General features: G+C 72.5%; 14 protein-coding genes and 1 pseudogene. 8 read left to right on the forward strand and 7 right to left on the reverse strand.

The window, feature by feature from the left end; genetic code table 11:
- Nucleotides 1–45: 45 nt before the first annotated feature.
- The 5 genes and pseudogenes from VFZ39_RS13740 to VFZ39_RS13760 all read right to left on the reverse strand — a co-directional run.
- Nucleotides 46–606: an NADPH-dependent FMN reductase gene (locus VFZ39_RS13740; RefSeq protein ID WP_330866337.1), complete on the reverse strand. Its 561-nt coding sequence runs from the start codon at nt 604–606 to the stop codon at nt 46–48.
- 68 nt (nt 607–674) lie between these two features.
- Nucleotides 675–1,328 (reverse strand): hypothetical protein, encoded by a 654-nt coding sequence (locus tag VFZ39_RS13745; RefSeq protein WP_330866338.1) that lies wholly within the window; start codon nt 1,326–1,328, stop codon nt 675–677.
- Nucleotides 1,325–1,873 (reverse strand): sigma-70 family RNA polymerase sigma factor, encoded by a 549-nt coding sequence (locus VFZ39_RS13750; RefSeq protein WP_330866339.1) that lies wholly within the window; start codon nt 1,871–1,873, stop codon nt 1,325–1,327. Before VFZ39_RS13750 ends, VFZ39_RS13745 begins: the two co-directional genes overlap by 4 nt.
- A 40-nt stretch (nt 1,874–1,913) precedes the next feature.
- On the reverse strand, nt 1,914–2,228 hold the full coding sequence (locus VFZ39_RS13755; RefSeq protein WP_330866350.1) for a DUF2249 domain-containing protein: 315 nt from the start codon (nt 2,226–2,228) through the stop codon (nt 1,914–1,916).
- 54 nt (nt 2,229–2,282) lie between these two features.
- Nucleotides 2,283–2,693: pseudogene (locus VFZ39_RS13760) on the reverse strand (hemerythrin domain-containing protein); the annotation flags it as partial.
- A 96-nt stretch (nt 2,694–2,789) separates the two neighbouring features.
- On the opposite strand from VFZ39_RS13760, the gene VFZ39_RS13765 reads away from it, so the two are divergent.
- The 3 genes from VFZ39_RS13765 to VFZ39_RS13775 are packed head-to-tail and all read left to right on the forward strand — an operon-like array spanning nt 2,790 to nt 7,203.
- Nucleotides 2,790–3,452: a helix-turn-helix transcriptional regulator gene (locus VFZ39_RS13765; RefSeq protein ID WP_330866340.1), complete on the forward strand. Its 663-nt coding sequence runs from the start codon at nt 2,790–2,792 to the stop codon at nt 3,450–3,452.
- Nucleotides 3,449–4,567, forward strand: coding sequence for a hypothetical protein (locus tag VFZ39_RS13770; RefSeq protein WP_330866341.1), 1,119 nt, complete (start codon nt 3,449–3,451; stop codon nt 4,565–4,567). The genes VFZ39_RS13765 and VFZ39_RS13770 overlap by 4 nt, the downstream gene beginning before the upstream one ends.
- On the forward strand, nt 4,564–7,203 hold the full coding sequence (locus tag VFZ39_RS13775) for a multicopper oxidase domain-containing protein (RefSeq protein WP_330866342.1): 2,640 nt from the start codon (nt 4,564–4,566) through the stop codon (nt 7,201–7,203). Before VFZ39_RS13770 ends, VFZ39_RS13775 begins: the two co-directional genes overlap by 4 nt.
- A gap of 1 nt (nt 7,204) precedes the next feature.
- Here the strand turns inward: VFZ39_RS13775 and VFZ39_RS13780 are convergent, their stop codons facing one another.
- Both VFZ39_RS13780 and VFZ39_RS13785 read right to left on the reverse strand, forming a co-directional pair.
- The gene (locus VFZ39_RS13780; RefSeq protein ID WP_330866343.1) at nt 7,205–8,260 is read right to left on the reverse strand and encodes an alpha/beta fold hydrolase; all 1,056 of its coding nucleotides are present in this window, start codon (nt 8,258–8,260) and stop codon (nt 7,205–7,207) included.
- Nucleotides 8,261–8,320: 60 nt separating this feature from the next.
- Nucleotides 8,321–8,920 carry a VOC family protein gene (locus tag VFZ39_RS13785; protein WP_330866344.1) on the reverse strand — a complete coding sequence of 200 codons (600 nt, stop codon included), beginning with the start codon at nt 8,918–8,920 and terminating at the stop codon, nt 8,321–8,323.
- Between the two features lie 72 nt (nt 8,921–8,992).
- Here VFZ39_RS13785 and VFZ39_RS13790 point away from each other — a divergent pair, with 72 nt between their 5' ends.
- The 5 genes from VFZ39_RS13790 to VFZ39_RS13810 are packed head-to-tail and all read left to right on the forward strand — an operon-like array spanning nt 8,993 to nt 16,370.
- On the forward strand, nt 8,993–10,312 hold the full coding sequence (locus tag VFZ39_RS13790) for an SWIM zinc finger family protein (RefSeq protein ID WP_330866345.1): 1,320 nt from the start codon (nt 8,993–8,995) through the stop codon (nt 10,310–10,312).
- Nucleotides 10,309–11,799, forward strand: a complete 1,491-nt coding sequence (locus VFZ39_RS13795) for a DUF5691 domain-containing protein (protein ID WP_330866346.1) — start codon at nt 10,309–10,311, stop codon at nt 11,797–11,799. Before VFZ39_RS13790 ends, VFZ39_RS13795 begins: the two co-directional genes overlap by 4 nt.
- The gene (locus tag VFZ39_RS13800; protein WP_330866347.1) at nt 11,796–12,908 is read left to right on the forward strand and encodes an ATP-binding protein; all 1,113 of its coding nucleotides are present in this window, start codon (nt 11,796–11,798) and stop codon (nt 12,906–12,908) included. The genes VFZ39_RS13795 and VFZ39_RS13800 overlap by 4 nt, the downstream gene beginning before the upstream one ends.
- Before the next feature lie 4 nt (nt 12,909–12,912).
- Complete coding sequence (locus VFZ39_RS13805; protein ID WP_330866348.1) at nt 12,913–15,180, forward strand: DUF5682 family protein; 2,268 nt, start codon at nt 12,913–12,915, stop codon at nt 15,178–15,180.
- Entirely contained in the window at nt 15,177–16,370 is a 1,194-nt protein-coding gene (locus tag VFZ39_RS13810; protein WP_330866349.1) for a VWA domain-containing protein, read from the forward strand. Before VFZ39_RS13805 ends, VFZ39_RS13810 begins: the two co-directional genes overlap by 4 nt.
- The last annotated feature ends 120 nt before the right edge of the window (nt 16,371–16,490 follow it).

A 16,490-nucleotide genomic window follows, 5' to 3' on the forward strand; every position in this document is an offset into this window, starting at 1 on the left:
CCTGAGACTGCGCCAAGGCGCACTCTCAGGCACACGAGGCGTTGATCAGGCGGCGCGCAGCTGGAGCGAGGCGCCGGCCAACGCCTCGATCTCGTCGAAGAGCGCCTCGAGCTCGGCCTCGCGACGCTCGGTCGGCGCGAAGCCGTTCTCCCCGAAGTCCGAGAAGAGCGACAGGGACACCTGCGAGCGAGCCGCCAGCATCGCCATGTTGGCGGTGATCGTGCGCCACTGCTCGACCGCGCGCACGCCTCCGTCGGCACCGTAGGAGACGAAGGCGATCGCCTTGCGCCGCCACTCGGGGCCGAGCACGTCGAATGCGTTCTTCAGCGCCGCGGGCACGCCGTGGTTGTACTCCGGCGTGACGAAGACGAATCCGTCGAGGTCGTCGACCGCGCTGCTCCAGCGTCGCGTCTTGCTGTTGGCGTAGTCACGGTCTGCAGCGCCGGGCACCACGGGGTCGTCGAGCAGGTCGAGGTCGTACTCCGCGACGTCGACGATCTCGTAGGTCGCTGCGTCACGCCGGATGGCCTGCTTGGCCACCCACTCCGCGACCTCGGTACCGAGGCGTCCGGGACGGGTGCTGCCGAGGACGATGCCGATCTTCACGTTGCTCCTGAGGGGTAGGGGGTTCCGTACCTCCGCACAACCTAGTTGAACAAGCAACTATTCCGTTCTCATGCCGCGAAAGCCTTCGTGTACAGATCGGCCAGCTCCGCCGTGTAGGGGCCGCTGAAGCCGCACACCATGACCGACCCGTCCTCGGTGCCCGCGACCAGGAAGCGTCCTCCCGCCTCGAAGATCGGCGCCAGGGTCAACGCGTTCAGGTCGGCGGAGGCCTGGTCGACCTGGACCAGGTCGCTCTCCCCGCCGGCGTACCACCGATCCACCTCCAACGTCACCACACCTGCATCGATGCCGGTGACGGTGCCGTCGAACGCGTACGCCGCCGACCCGAGCATCTGGGCAGTCGGCACCATGCAGCGGCCGGCGGCGGCAGCGGGCATCGTGAGCTCGGTGACGGTGGGCTCGGATGCAGTGGGATCGGATGCAGTGGGATCGGGGCTGGCGACCGACGGCTGGTCCCCTCCGCGGGGAAGCAGCGCGAACACGCCTGCTGCGACGATCAGGGCGACGGCAGCCGCCGCGACCAGCCAGGTGAGCGGGCTGCGGCCGCGGGTGCCGGTCCCCCGGGTCTCCGTCATCGTGTCGTGACTCATGGCGTCCTCCAGCAGTCGGGCGACCCCGGCGGGGTCGGCGGGTGGGAGGCTGGACGACGGGTCGGCGTCACGAAGCCGAACGAAGAGCTCGTCGCGCTCGCGGTCCGTCATCTCGTCCCTCCTTCCGACTGCTCATGTCCGGCACCGGCCTCGAACTTTCCGATCTCCGCCTTGAGCTTCTCGCGAGCCCGCAGCAGCCGGATGCTCACCGCGTTCGGCGTCACGTCGAGCACGGTGGCGATCTCCGCAGGCGTCAGCTGCTCCCATGCCCAGAGCCGGAGCAGCTCGGCCTCGTCCTCGCGGAGCCGCCCCAGGGCCTCGTGCAGCACCACGTCGCGACTGCCCGCCGGGTCAGGGTCCTCCTGCGGCGCGGCGACGGCCGCCACTCTCGCAGCGAGCCGCTCCTGACGGTGCCTGCTGCGGCGGGCGTTGGCGAGACAGTTCCGCGCCACGCCGTACGCCCATGGGAGCGGCGCGTCATCGGGGAGCTCGTCGAACCGGCGCCAGCAGACCAGCAGCGTCTCGGACAGCACGTCGTCGGCGGTGGCCGGATCGGTACGGCGGGTCAGGAACCTCCGCAGCGGTTCGATCAGCTCCGCGCGAGCCAGCTCCTCAAAGCGGGCACGGCGGATGTTCGGATGCTCGTCGGTGCCCACGCTCCAACCGTGCCACAGCCGTCGGAGAACGGGGTCAGGGTCAGCCGCAGCGACGGAACCGCAACCGCCAGGCCTCCGGACCGCGTTCGAGGTAGTCCACCGAGAACCCACCGGGGCTGCGGGCCTCGAGCTGGTTGAGCAGCGGCAACGGGTCATGCGGTGCGACCAGGACCAGGCCTCCGCCGGGCCCGAGGGCGTCGAGAGCGCCGAAGATCGTCGCGTGCCGGATGGCGTGCGGTACGGCGCGGGCATCGAGCTCGGGCAGCTCGCCGGCGTCGGTCTCGCCGCAGGTGCAGGCGTGCCCGCCGCAGCCTCCTGCCGCCGACTCCTCGGTGGCACCGAGGATCTCGTGCATCCCGGTCAGCAGGCCGGCGACCGACACGGTCGGCGACGCGACCAGGGCCGGCAGCAGCAGCTCGTTCTCCTTCTGGAGGTGGACGTCGAGGACGGCCTCCAGCCCACCCGCCGCGGCGACCGCGGCCGCCGGGCTGTTCGCGCCGGCCAGCGCCTCGACGAGGGCCGTGATCGCCGAGTGCTCGGCCACCATCGCCTGCACCAGCATTCGGAGCTCGGGCAGCTCGCCACCAGCGGTGTAGAGCGTGCCCTCCTCGGCCGCCGCGTGAGGCAGCAGCTCCTCGCGAGCCCAGGTCACGAGCTGGTCCCGGGCCTCGATCGCCGCGTCGCCTGACGTGCTCTGTGCGAGCGTCCCGACCAGCGCGGCCACGCGGCCCGCCATCTCGGCGTGATGGGAGACCACCCGCTCCGACGCCTCCGCGTCCGCTCTGCCGCTCGCGATGACCACGTCGCTCGACCCACTCATGCTCGTCCTCCTGTGTCGTCGTCCGGATCGATCCGATGTCGCCCGGTCAGCGACACCCGAGTTGTCGCCGTCGCTGTAATTTATTACAGTTTTCCCGTGAAAACTAATCCGGCTCCACTCGGACCCAGCGCCGCCGCCGGCGAGATCCTCCCGACCGGGCAGGCACGACTGCTGGCGCTGCTGCAGCAGCAGTCGGGGCCGGCCACCTTGACCGAGCTCGCGGACGCCAGCGGACTCCACCCGAACACGTTGCGCGCGCACCTCGAGGGTCTGCTCGCCCGTGGCGATGTCGTCCGCACCAGTGAGCCGGCAGCCGGGCCAGGGAGGCCCGCTCACCGGTACGCCGTCACCGGTCCTCGGCCGGCGCCCGCCGCGGAGCTGACCGGTCTGGCGGTCGCGCTCGCCGGAGCAGTCGCCCGTTCCAGCGTCCACCCGGAGGAGGACGCGCGCCACGCCGGGCGCGCGTGGGGCCACCGGCTCGCGGAGGAGCGGCCGGGTCAGGCACCCGAGCCCGTCGCCGCGCTGGCCCGCATGGGCTTCGCCCCGGAGCGGGACACCACCGACGCAGGACTGGTCCGGCTCACCCGGTGCCCCCTGCTCGACGCCGCCCGAGAGGCACCGGACATCGTCTGCGGCGTACACCAAGGCCTCGTCGAGGGACTCCTGGAGCACGCGGGCGCGAGCACCGAGGGCGTCGAGCTGCAGCCGTTCGCCGAGATCGGTTCGTGCCGGCTGCTGCTACCCCACAGCCGGCCATGACGACCCTCGCGGGTCCGCGGGTGTCGGGGCGGCGTCTCGTTCCGGGGCGCCCCGCGATCCGGGTCGTGCTGGCCGTCCCCGCTGCCGCGTCGCTGCTGGTCGGCCTCGACGGCGCTCTCTCGCTCCTCGACGTCTGGTCCCCCGCACCCGGCGACCGGACCGGCTCCGCTCACGGCGTCTTGATGACGCTCGGCTTCGTCGGCGCGCTGATCGCTCTCGAGCGCGCGGTCGCGTTGCGTCACCCGGCCGGGTACATCGCCCCGGTGGCCCTCGCCGCCGGCGCGCTGCTCCACGTCGTGCCCCGCACCGAGCGGGTCGGCGCCGGCCTCCTGGTCGTGGGCACCGTGGTGCTGACCCTCGTCTACCAGCGGCTCTGGCGGCGGCAGCGCGACGATGCCGTGCTCGTGCAGGCCCTCGGAGCCGTTCTCGCGGTCGGCGCCACGGTCGGCTGGCTGGGTGGCGTGCCGATGGCCGCGGTCGTGCCGTGGCTGGCGGGCTTCCTCGTGCTCACGATCGCCGGCGAGCGGCTGGAGCTCGCCCGGCTCGGCATGCCGGGATCGGCGGGCCGGTTACTGGTGCTCGCTGCCGTCGCGCTCTCGGTGTCCGTGCTCGCGCTCCTGCTGTGGGCGACCGCCGGGCCGTTGTTCGGTCTGTCGCTCGCCCTCGTCAGTGGCTGGCTGGCTCGTCACGACGTAGCCCGCCGGACCGTCCGCGCCTCCGGGCTCCCCCGGTACATGGCGATCTGCATGCTCAGCGGCCAGGTGTGGCTGGTGGCGGCCGCCGGTGTCTGGCTGCTCGCGGACCCGGCGGTCGGTGGGCCGGCGTACGACGCCGCCGTCCACGCCGTGTTCCTCGGCTTCACGATGTCGATGGTGATGGCGCACGCCCCCGTGATCCTGCCGGTGGTGGCGCGCGTGAAGCTGCCCTTCCACCCGCTCCTCTACGCCCCGCTCCTGCTGCTGCAGCTGGGCCTCGTGGTGCGGCTGTGGGCCGGGGACGCACTCGGCACCACGACGGCGTGGCAGGTCGGTGGCGTGCTGACCGTCGCTGCGCTGATCGGCTTCATGGGTTGCGTCTTCACCCTCGCCGCCACGTCCCACCGGTGGACGTCATGAGCGTGCGGGGATTCTGGCCGATGCGCGACCTGCCGACCGTGTGCTGGCTGGTCGCGACGGTCGTGGCGACTCTCGTGCACCCGTTCGTCCCCGCCCCACGCTGGCTGATGATCCACCTGCTCCTGCTGGGGGCCGTCGGCCACGCGATCCTGGTGTGGAGCCGCTACTTCGCCGACACCCTGCTGCGCGTGCCCCCGACCCCGCGGAGGCAGCAGTCGACGCGCCTGGTGCTGTTCAACGCCGGGGTCGCCCTCGTCATCGGCGGGGTGCTCGTCGCGTGGTGGCCGGTGGTCGCCGCCGGTGCCGCCCTGCTCGGAGGAGCCGTGCTGTGGCACGGGGCCGTGCTGCTGGGCCAGCTGCGAGGCTCGCTCGCCTCGAGGTTCGCCCCCACCGTGCGCTACTACGTGGCGGCGGCAGCATTGCTGCCGGTTGGTGCCGGGCTCGGCGTGTGGCTGGCCACCGGCCTCGCCGACCCGTTGCACGACCGGGTCCGCACCGCCCACATGGCCATCAACGTGCTCGGCTGGATCGGGCTGACCGTGCTCGGCACCTTGGTCACGCTGTGGCCGACCGTGCTGCGCACCCGGATCGCTGAGGGAGCGGAGCGGGCATCGGCCCGGGCCCTGCCGCTGCTGGTTGCAGGCGTGCTGCTCACCGCAACAGCCGCGCTCGGCGGACCCCGGCTGGTCGCGGTGGGGGTCGTGACCTACCTGGCGGGCGCTTCGCTGCTGCTGGTGCCGGCGATCCGCGTCGCGCGGACCCGACCACCCACCAGCTTCCCCGCGTGGTCGATCCTGGCCGGGTACTGCTGGTTCGTTGGGTCACTCGGGATCATCGTCGTCGGCGCGGTCACCGCCACGAGCTGGTCCGACCTCGGCGCCGCGTTCGGGACGGTCACGCCGCTGCTGGCAGTGGGCTTCGCGGCCCAGGTGTTGCTCGGTGCGCTCTCGTACCTGGTCCCGGTCGTGCTCGGCGGTGGCCCGTCCCCCGTGAGGGCGGCGAACCGGGTCGTCGACACGGGCGGCGCGCTGCGGCTGGTGCTGACGAACCTGGGTCTGGCCGTGTGTGCCCTGCCGGTGCCGAGCACGGTGCGGGTGCTGGTGTCCTTCCTCGTGGTGGGGGCTCTGGCCTCGTTCGTGCCGATCCTGCTCGTCGCGATCCGCACCTGGCGGCGGGTCCGCGACGGAGTGAGGGAGCCATCCCCGCCCGGGCGCGGTCGGCCGTCCCCTGACGGTGACCGACCGCCTGGCCAGCGGGCCGGCTTGGCGGTCACCGGGCTCGCGATGGTCCTGGTCGCCTCAGCCTCCGGCGCCGCGCTCGACCCGGCGGCCCTGGCCGGACCGGTGCGATCCGCGGCCGCGGGAGTGGAGGCCACCGGCGAGATCACCCGGGTCGAGGTGACGGCCGAGGGGATGCGGTTCTCGCCGGACTCGGTCACCGTTCCGGCGGGGAACCGGCTCGTCATCACACTGCACAATGCCGCCGACGGTGACGTCCACGACCTGGTGCTGGAGAACGGAGCCGGGACCGGACGGGTCGGGCCGGGCGAGACCGTCAGCGTGGATCTCGGCGTCGTCGGGAGAGCACTGGACGGCTGGTGCTCGGTGCTGGGGCACCGCCAGATGGGGATGGTGTTCCTGGTCGAGGTCACCGGCGACGCACCGACGCAGGCGCCACCCGCCGAGCCGACACCGACGGCCCCGGACGGGCACCACTCCGGTCATGTGGCGACATCCGGCACCTCGTCGTACGAGCCCGGGGCGACGCCGGGACCGGACTTCTCCGCCCGAGACGCGCGGCTGCCCGCGCTGCCGCCCGGCCGGGTGCACCGCGTGATGCTCACCGTCACCGAGACCGAGCGAGAGGTCGCCCCCGGCGTCCGGCAGACCGTGTGGTCGTACGGCGGCGAGGGCGCTCCCGGGCCCGTGCTGCACGGCCGGGTCGGGGACCGGTTCGTCGTCACCCTCATCAACGACGGCTCGATCGGGCACTCCGTCGACTTCCACGCCGGCTCGCTGGCGCCGGACCGACCGATGCGCACCATCGAGCCCGGCGAGTCCCTGGTCTATCGCTTCACGGCGACCCGGGCCGGCATCTGGATGTACCACTGCTCGACGATGCCGATGTCCGCGCACATCGCAGCCGGCCTCTTCGGCGCCGTCGTGATCGAGCCGCGCGGGCTGCCGCCGGTCGACCGCTCCTACGTGCTGGTGCAGTCCGAGCTCTACCTCGGCGAGGACGGTGGGGCCCCCGACCTCGCGAAGCTCGCGTCCGACTCGCCCGACGCGGTGGTCTTCAACGGCTACCCGGACCAGTACGCGCACGAGCCGTTGCGGGCCCGGGTGGGCGAGCGCGTCCGGCTGTGGGTGCTCGACGCCGGACCGGCCCGGCCGCTGTCGTTCCACGTCGTGGGAGGTCAGTTCGATCGGGTCTGGTCCGAGGGCTCCTGGCAGCTCGGGTCGGCGAAGGCCCCCGCACGCCACACCGGAGCGCAGGTCCTGTCGCTGCTGCCGGCCGAGGGCGGCTTCGTCGAGCTGACCTTCCCCGAGCCGGGGCACTACCCGTTCGTCAACCACGTCATGACGGACGGAGAGCGGGGAGCGCGTGGCGTGCTGGAGGTGGGTCAGGGCCGCTGACTCACCGGTTGCTGCGGAACTGCTCGCGGAGGAAGTCGAGCGTGCTGTCCATGGACTGCTGCCAGCGCGCGTAGAAGGCATGGTCCTCCCCGGGGTACCAGACCAGCCGCGAGTCCACCCCTGACCGCCGCATCAGCTGCTGGGTGCGCGCCGCCCACCGAGGCGGGCAGGTCCCGTCGACCTCGCCGTGGTGGGCAAGCACCGGCTCGGTGACCCGGTCGAAGTAGGTGCGCGAGGACAGCTCCCGGTAGAAGCGAGGCGCCTCCCGCGGGGTCCCGAACCGGTCGTGGAGCGCCTGCACCGCCTCGGGCCGGTTCGGCCGCGTGAAGTGGTCGACGTTCTCGAGGTACGACGAACTCACGCTCGCATAGATGACGGCCGCGTCGACCAGACCGGGCTGTGCCACGAGCGCGTTCATCGTGACGCCACCGCCCATCGAGCGGCCGAGCATGGCGAGCCGGTCGTCGTCGACGTACGGGAGCTTGCCCAGCGCTTCGACCGCGTTGATTGCATCGCGGGTGTAGCCGAGCCGGGTCTCCCGGTCCAGGTCCGGCACGTCGTCGGAGGCGGCGTGCCCCCGGTAGTCCGTGTGAAGAACGACGAACCCGGCCCGCGCCAGCGCGTCCTGCTCGCGCGCCATGCCCTGGCCGGTGACGTAGTACGAGGGGTCGATGTAGCCGTGGTTGAGGACGATCCCCGGGAACGGGCCGGGGCCCCTCGGTCGCAGCAGCACGCCCGAGACCGTCAGGTCTCCGCTCCGGTAGACGACCTGGTGACGCGCGTAGGCGTCGGTCTCGAGCTCGGTGGCGGTGATCCGCGGCCGGCCGCCATCGGGCCGCTCGCGCATCAGCGCCGGCAGCGACACCGGGTGGTGGACCTTCGGCAGCCGGTCCTCAGGGTTGGCACTGGGCTCGGTCGTGGCTGTCTCGGACGGCTCGGCCGAGGCCGCCTCGGTCGGTGACTCACTGGGCGTCGGCGCGGACGAGGGCTCCTCGGGCTCCGTCGAGCACCCGGCCAGCAGCAGGCCGACGGCGGCTGCTACCAGCCAGGAGCGCATGTCCCCAGTGTGCCGTGAGCCGCCGCCGGAGGTTGAGGTGTGAGGAGCGCCGTCATTGCGCTAGCGCGGCAGGGGACTCGGGCCGGTCGCGGTCACCAGCGCTTGCGGCACCCAGCCGTCGACGTGATGGAACCCGGTGCCGAATGCGATGCCGGCATCGAGCTCGACGGACTCCCTGAGCGACAGCCGGTAGAACTTCACGTGCGTGAAGTCCTCCATCAGGATGTAGACCGGGTCGGGGGTGCTGTTCGGCCCCTGGAACTGCTGTCCGGTCAGGACGGGCTTGTTGGCGTCGACGAACGCGTCGAAGGTGACGCCGACCACGACGCCGAGGTGCTCCCACCCCATCTTGTAGACCCGCTGGTGCACAGGCGGGATGAGCTCGATCAGCGGCACGGCCTTCCCGTCGAGGACCTCGAGGGGCTCTGCGGGGACGATCAAGGAGATCGGGCGTCCGTTCCAGACGTTCTCGCGATTGGCGACAGCGTGGCGCTCGAGCAGGGTCCGCACGTGCACGTACTGCTCCCACTCCGGCACGCGGAAGGCGAGGTGGCTCAGCGAGTACGGGGCGATGTCGATCCCCCGGGCGAGGAGTCGGTCATGCTGCTGTGCCGCGAACGCCCGATAGTCCCCGAGGATCTCTCCGATCGGATCGGCCATCGCCCCCCCTCCCGGCCGCCATCGTAGGGCGTTCTCGGGACGCTGCGGGTGCCGTTTGGTTGGATGGCGCCGGTGAAGCGGTGGACGGAGGAGCAGGTCGTAGCGGCCGCTCCCGACGCGTCGTCGCTCACTGCTGCCCGGCGGCTCGCGAACCCGGGCCCCTGGGCAGACCTCGGAGCGAACGACGTCTTGGTGTGGGGCCGCTGCCAGGGATCCGGCAAGACGCCGTACCAAGTCAGCGTCGACGTGCTCGCTCCCGCCTACCGATGCTCCTGCCCGAGCCGGAAGTTCCCGTGCAAGCACGCACTGGCGCTGCTCATGCTGTGGTCTCGAGGCCCCGACGTGGTGCCCGAGGGCGAGGCCGCCGATCACGCGAAGGAGTGGGCAGCCCAGCGTGCCGAACGGACTGCCCAGCAGCAGTCCCGCACCCTCGAACGGGCAGCGCGCCCGATCGACCCCGAGGCACAGGCACGACGCCTCGCCGAGCGCGTGGCGCTGATGGACGACGGCCTGGCCGACTTCCGGCTGTGGCTCACCGACGTCGTGCGTGCTGGGCTGGCCGCAGCGCGCAACCAGCCGTACTCATGGTGGGACACCACCGCCGCCCGGCTCGTCGACGCACAGCTGCCCGGCCTCGCCGACCAGGTGCGGACGATGGGCTCGACCGTCCACTCCCGGTCGGACTGGGCCGATCACCTGCTCGCCGGCCTCGGGCGCTGGTGGCTCGTGACCTGTGCCTGGCGTGCCCGCGAGACGCTCGACCCCGACACCGAGGCTGACCTCCGGGTCGCTCTCGGCTGGTCGCAGCCGTCGGCCGCGGTCCGCGAGCGGGAGTCGATCGCCGGGCCTTGGCGCGTGCTCGGCGCCCACCGTACGGACGACGGGCGCCTCCAGCAGCAGCGCACCTGGCTGCGCGGGACCGCCGGTCCGGCCGAGGCGGAGATGCTCCAGGTGCTGGACTTCGCGGCGTACGGCGAGGCCCTGGCCACTCCCCAGCTCCCGGGGACCGTGGTCGACGCCGATCTCGCGCGCTACCCGGGGCGGTCCCCACGACGGGCCACCTTCGTCTCCGACGTTCATCCCGTGGCCGAGAACCCGAAGCTCCCGAGCGGCACCACGATCACCAGCGCGGTGGCAGCCGCAGCCGCAGCGCTGGCTGGTTCGCCGTGGCGCGACCGCCACCCTGCCGTGCTCGCGGACGTGCGGGTCGACGCAGACGGCTGGGCCGTCCGGGACGCCGATGGCGCCGTTCTGGGGCTGGTCGACGACGCACCCGTGTGGCACGCGCTGGCGGTGACCGGCGGCGCACCGGCGGACGTGTTCGGCGAGATCGAGGACGGTCGGTTCCGGCCGCTCACGGTGGCGCTCGGAGGGCAGGTGCTCGCGCTGTGACTGTGCACGAGTGGCTCTCGGATCTGCGCACCAGTGCACTGGTGGGCACCGCGCGGCGCGACGCCCCGCCTCCCCCGCCAGTGCCGGGGCTGCGCCCGAGGGTGCAGCACGCCGGCCGGGAGGAGCGGCTGCTGGAGCTGGCGGCGCTCGGCGACGTCCTGGTCAGGGCGGGGCGGAGGCCGGCCCACCAGGATGCCCCGCTCCCCACGGCACCCGAGGAGACCGTTCCAGCCGCCGGAGACCGGGCGAGTCAGCTGCTCACCCTGCTGCTGCTCCAGCCGCCGATGGGCAAGGCGTTGCGTGACGAGCTGGTCGTGGAGTGGCTGACCCGCGCGGCCCAGCACCCGGTGCACGTGCCGTCCCCCCTGCTCGTTCCGCTCCTCGACCTCGCGGCCGCTCGACCGGAGGTGGCTCGGGCGCTCTTCCCGGCCGCCGGAGAGCGAGGACGTTGGCTGACCGGGCTCAACCCAGCCTGGGCCGGACTGGCGTCGGCAACCGGGTCGCCGCCGAGGGACGAAGAGCTCGCGGCGGCATGGACCACGCTCCCCATCCGGGAAGCGACCGAGGAGCTCGGACGCCTTCGTGCGCATGACCCCGCCGCGGCGCGGGACCTGTTGTCACAGACCTGGGACTCCCTGGCTGCGCGGGAGCGTCGCGCACACCTGGGAGTTCTGCGCGTCGGCCTCGGACCGGCGGACGAACCGCTCCTCGAGCTCGGTCTCGACGACTCCGCGAAGTCGGTGCGCGACGAGGCCGCGTCGTTGCTCGACCTCGTGCCGTCCAGCGCGCGGGCGACCCGCATGGCAGCCCGGCTGCGACCACTCATCACCCGGCACGGAACGCTCCGCCGCAGCCTCCGGGTCGAGGTGCCCGACGAACCCGACCCGATGGCGATTCGCGACGGCCTGGCTCCCCCGCCTCGTTCAGGCGAACCGGATCGCCTCGGCTGGCTCCGCACGATTGTTCGAGGGGCGCCGCTGACCGTGTGGACCGAGCTTGCCGACGGGCCGCCGGAGCGCGCCGTCGCACAGCTCCGCGACGAACCCGGCGTCCTCCAGCTGATCCGCCAGGTCGTGCTGCTGCGCCGCGACGCGACCTGGGCCGCCGCACTCCTCGAGGTCGAGCACGACGACGCCCTCGTCACCCTCCTGCCACCTGCCGAGCGCGAGCAGCGGATCCTGACCGCGATCGAGACCGGCACCGCGACCGAGAAGCTGGCCCGCCTCCACGCGGCAGTCAGCGGTCTCCCCCGACCTTGGGGTGACGTGTTCGCCCACCGGGTCCTCGCCCTCCTGGCCGGCAACGACGGCGGCAAGGCCGTGCACCAGCTCGCTCCGCTCCTGCCGAGCGCCCTGCCGCCCGGCGTCCTGCCTGCCGCACGCGCCGCGATCGAGCGGCTCGAGCCGGGCGACCGACGCCGCGACGTCCTGGCCCGCGTTGTCCAGTACCACTCCTTCCGCCACACCCTCACGGAGGCATTCCGATGACCGACCCGACCACCACGTCCGTCGACGCCCCTGCGGGCGTGCTGCGCGCCCACGCCGAGGACGCGTACGCCGACGAGCTGGCTGCGCTGGCCAAGGCGGACGATCGACCGCGCCCGCCCCGGTGGCGGCTGTCGCCGTGGGCCGTCGCGACGTACGTCCTCGGCGGCGAGCTCGGCGACGGCACCGTCATCACGCCGAAGTACATCGGGCAGCGGCGGCTGGTGGAGGTCGCCATCGCGACCCTCGCTACCGACCGCGCCCTGCTGCTGCTCGGCGTACCCGGGACGGCCAAGACGTGGCTGAGCGAGCACCTCGCGGCCGCCGTCAGCGGCACCGCCTCGTTGCTGGTGCAGGGGACGGCCGGGACGCCGGAGGAGTCCCTCCGCTACGGCTGGAACTACGCCCGGCTGCTGCAGGACGGACCCTCGCGGGCGGCGCTGGTCCCCGGCCCGGTGATGCGAGCGATGGAGGCCGGCACGCTGGCCCGGGTCGAGGAGCTCACCCGGATTCCGGCCGACGTGCAGGACTCGCTGATCACGATCCTGTCCGAGAAGACGCTGCCGATCCCGGAGCTCGACCAGGAGGTCCAGGCCCGCCCCGGCTTCAACGTCATCGCGACCGCCAACAATCGAGACAAGGGCGTGAACGACCTGTCCTCGGCGCTCCGCCGCCGCTTCAACACCGTGGTTCTGCCGCTTCCCGACTCCCTTGACGAGGAGGTCGAGATCGTCCGCACGCGCGTCGCCGCGCTCGGGACGGCCCTGGAGCTGCCCGCTGAGGTCGAGGCCCTCTCGGAGATCCGACGGGTGGTGACGATCATGCGTGAGCTGCGTTCGGGGACGACCGAGGACCGGCGGACCACCGTCAAGTCCCCCTCCGCCACCCTCTCGACCGCCGAGGCGATCTCGGTCATGACCAACGGTCTGTCGCTCGCCGCGCACTTCGGGGACGGGCGCGTTCGTGCGGAGGACGTGGCCGCGGGCCTCCTCGGCGCCGTGGTGAAGGACCCGGTGCAGGACCAGCTCGTCTGGCAGGAGTACCTCGAGACGGTCGTGCGCAACCGCAAGGACTGGCACGACCTGTACCGCGCGTGCCGCGAGCTCAACTGACGCGATGTCCCAGCCCACGGTCCATGTCCTCGGGGTCCGCCACCACGGACCCGGGTCTGCGCGCGCCGTGGGCGACGCGCTCCGGCAACTGCGCCCCGACCTGGTGGTCGTCGAGGGTTGTCCGGAGCTGGACGCCATCTCCCCGTTGTTCGCTCACGCCGGCCTGGTCCCGCCGGTGGCGGGTCTGGTGTACGCCGTCGACACGCCGCGCCAGGCGCTGTTCTACCCGCTCGCGGAGTTCTCACCCGAGTGGGTCGCTGCCCGCTGGGCGGTGACAGCGGGCGTGCCGCTCCGCTTCGCGGACCTCCCGGCCACCCACCACTTCGCGCTCGAGGCGGCGGCCGCCGACTCCGCTGACGAGGGCGCAACCGAGCCGCTCGACCCGATCGGTCGGCTCGCCCGCGCCGCTGGCTACGACGACCCCGAACGGTGGTGGGAGGACGCGATCGAGCACCGCTTCGACACGCCCCTCGACCGGTTCGACGCCGTTCGCGAGGCGATGGCCCAGGTTCGGTCCGACGACACGCGCGACGCCTCCGACCCCGACGTCGTGGAGAACGCCCGCCGCGAGGCCGCCATGCGGCGCGTCCTGCGTCAAGCGATGCGTGAGCTCGATGATGACACCACGCTGGTCGTGGTGTGCGGCGCCTGGCACGCTCCCGCCCTGCACCCTGCCGACTTCCCGCCTGCGACCCATGACAACCGGTTGCTCACCAAGCTCCCCAAGGTGAAGGTCGCCGCCGCCTGGACACCGTGGACCTCGGCCCGGCTCGCCCGCGAGAGCGGGTACGGCGCCGGCATCACCTCGCCGGGCTGGTACCAGCACCTGTTCATCCATGGCCAACGGCCCGACGCCGACGCCGACGACACCGCTGCCAGCTGGCTGGTGCGAGTTGCGCAGACCCTGCGGGTCGAGCAGCTGGACGCCTCCACCGCCTCGGTCATCGAGGCGACCCGCCTCGCTCGCTCGCTGGCCACCCTGCGAGGGCGGCCCTCGGTCGGGTTGGCCGAGCTCGACGACGCGACCCAGGCCGTCCTCTGTCACGGCTCGCCGCTGCCCCTCCAGCTGGTCGGGCGCGAGCTCGTGGTCGGTTCCGCTCTCGGGGAGGTGCCCGAGGAGGCACCGATCGTCCCGCTCGCCGCGGACCTGGCGCGTCTCCAGCGCGCGCTCCGGCTGAAGCCCATGGCTCAGGTGCAGGAGGTGAGCCTCGACCTGCGCAAGCCGACGCAACTGGCCCGCTCGGTGCTGCTCCACCGGTTGTCGCTGCTCGGGATCTCCTGGGGGGCACTCACCGACGCCGGAAGGACCACCGGCACCTTCAAGGAGGCCTGGGAGCTCGAGTGGCGCCCCGAGCTCGCCGTCGACGTCGTCGAGGCGTCCCTCTACGGGATCACGATCGAGGACGCCGCCGCTGCCCGAGCCGCCGAGGCGGCCGCCGAGTCCGAGGACCTGGCCACCCTCAGCCGGCTGGTGTCGCAGTGCCTGCTGGCCGATCTGCCCGACGGCGTACGAGCGGTCGTGGAGGCGCTGGCACGCCGAGCTGCGGTGCAGCACGACGTGCTCGCGCTGCTCGACGCCGTCGAGCCGCTCGCGCGAACCTGCCGCTACGGCGACGTGCGTGGTGCCGACGTGGACGAGGTGCGCGGGATCCTCACGGCCACGGTGGTGCGCGCCTGCGTCGGACTGCCCAGCGCGTGTGCGTCACTCGACGACGAGGCTGCGGCGCAGATGCGCACGTCGATCGAGGGCGCCCACCGGGGCCTGTCCTTGCTCCAGGACGTCACGCTGGACCGCGACTGGTGCGAGGCGCTCGGCCGGATCGCCGGACACGATCGCGTGCACGGAACGGTGGCAGGCAGAGCCACCCGCATGCTCCTCGATGCCGGCGAGGTGAGCGCCGAGACGGCCGCGGACCGGATGAGTCGCCGATTGTCGCTGGCGACTCCGGCAGACCAGGGAGCCGCCTGGCTTGACGGCTTCGTCGCCGGCGACGCAGTCCTGCTCCTCCACGACGCCACCCTGCTCGGGCTCATCGACGCCTGGGTCGCTGGCGTGTCCGAGGAGACCTTCGAGGACCTCCTGCCGCTCTTGCGGCGCACCTTCTCCGAGTTCAGCGCCCCCGAACGACGTGCCCTCGGCCGCGAGGTGTCCCGGCTCGACCACGGCGGACCGCAGGTGTCGTCCGCGGGCGAGGACCGACTCGACATCGAGCAGGCGCGAGCCGGGCTGGACGCGACGGCTCGGCTCCTGGGATGGGTGGTGACGTCGTGAGCGAGGAACGTGACCGGCTGACGCGGTGGCGGTTGGTGCTCGGCGGGCAGGAGGCGGACGGGATCACCCGTACCGACGGCGGTGGAGTCACGCTCGGTGAAGGAGACACCAAGCGTGACGGCGCGCTCGACGCACTGTACGGCGCGGGCGAGGGCCAGGGCCCCCGGCGCGGCGGGCTCGGAGGATCGGCGCCTCGCGTGGCCCGATGGCTCGGGGACATCCGCGGCTACTTCCCGTCCTCGGTCGTGCAGGTGATGCAGGCCGACGCCATGGAGCGGCTCGGGCTGCGCCAGCTGTTGCTCGAGCCGGAGATGATGCGCGCGGTGCAACCCGACGTCGGGCTGGTGAGCACGTTGATCGGGCTCGGGCAGGTCATCCCGGAGCACTCACGCGAGACGGCGCGTGCGGTGGTGCGCAGCGTCACCGATGAGCTCGAGGAGCGGTTGCGCCAACGAACGGTCCAGGCGGTCTCAGGTGCACTCGATCGCTCGGCCCGGACACGACGCCCGCGGCATCAGGACATCGACTGGAACCGCACGATCGCGGCGAACCTGAAGCACTACCAGCCAGAGCACCGGACGGTGATCCCCGAACGGTTGATCGGTCACGCCCGACGTTCCTCGCAGGTGCAGCGCGAGATCATCCTGTGCATCGACCAGTCCGGGTCGATGGCCGAGTCGATCGTCTACTCCAGCGTGTTCGGCGCCGTCCTCGCCTCCCTGCGCTCGGTCCGGACCCGGTTGGTCGTGTTCGACACCGAGGTCGTCGACCTCACTGATGAGATGGACGATCCCGTCGACGTTCTGTTCGGCGTGCAGCTCGGGGGCGGCACCGACATCAACCAGGCCCTGGCCTACTGCCAGTCGCACATCCAGCGGCCGGCCGAGACCGTGCTGATCCTCATCAGCGACCTCTACGAGGGCGGCATCGCCGAGGAGATGGTGTCGCGGGCCTCGCAGGTCGTCGGCTCGGGGGCCACGATGATCGCGCTGCTGGCCCTCAGTGACTCGGGGCAGCCGTCGTTCGACGCGGACCACGCGGCCGCACTGGCCGCGGTCGGTGTCCCGTCATTCGCCTGCACCCCTGACCTCTTCCCCGACCTGATGGCGGCCGCGATCGAGCGACGCGACATCGGCACGTGGGCGGCGGCGAACGACATCGTCACCACCCACGAGACCGCGCGACCCTGACCGCGCGACCCTGACCGCGCGACCCTGACCGCGCGACCCTGACCGCGCGACCCTGACCGCGCGACCCTGACCGCGCGACCCTGACCGCGCGACCCTGACCGCGCGACCCTGACCGCGGCG

It is taken from the genome of Nocardioides sp., assembly GCF_036374615.1.
GTDB lineage: Bacteria > Actinomycetota > Actinomycetes > Propionibacteriales > Nocardioidaceae > Nocardioides.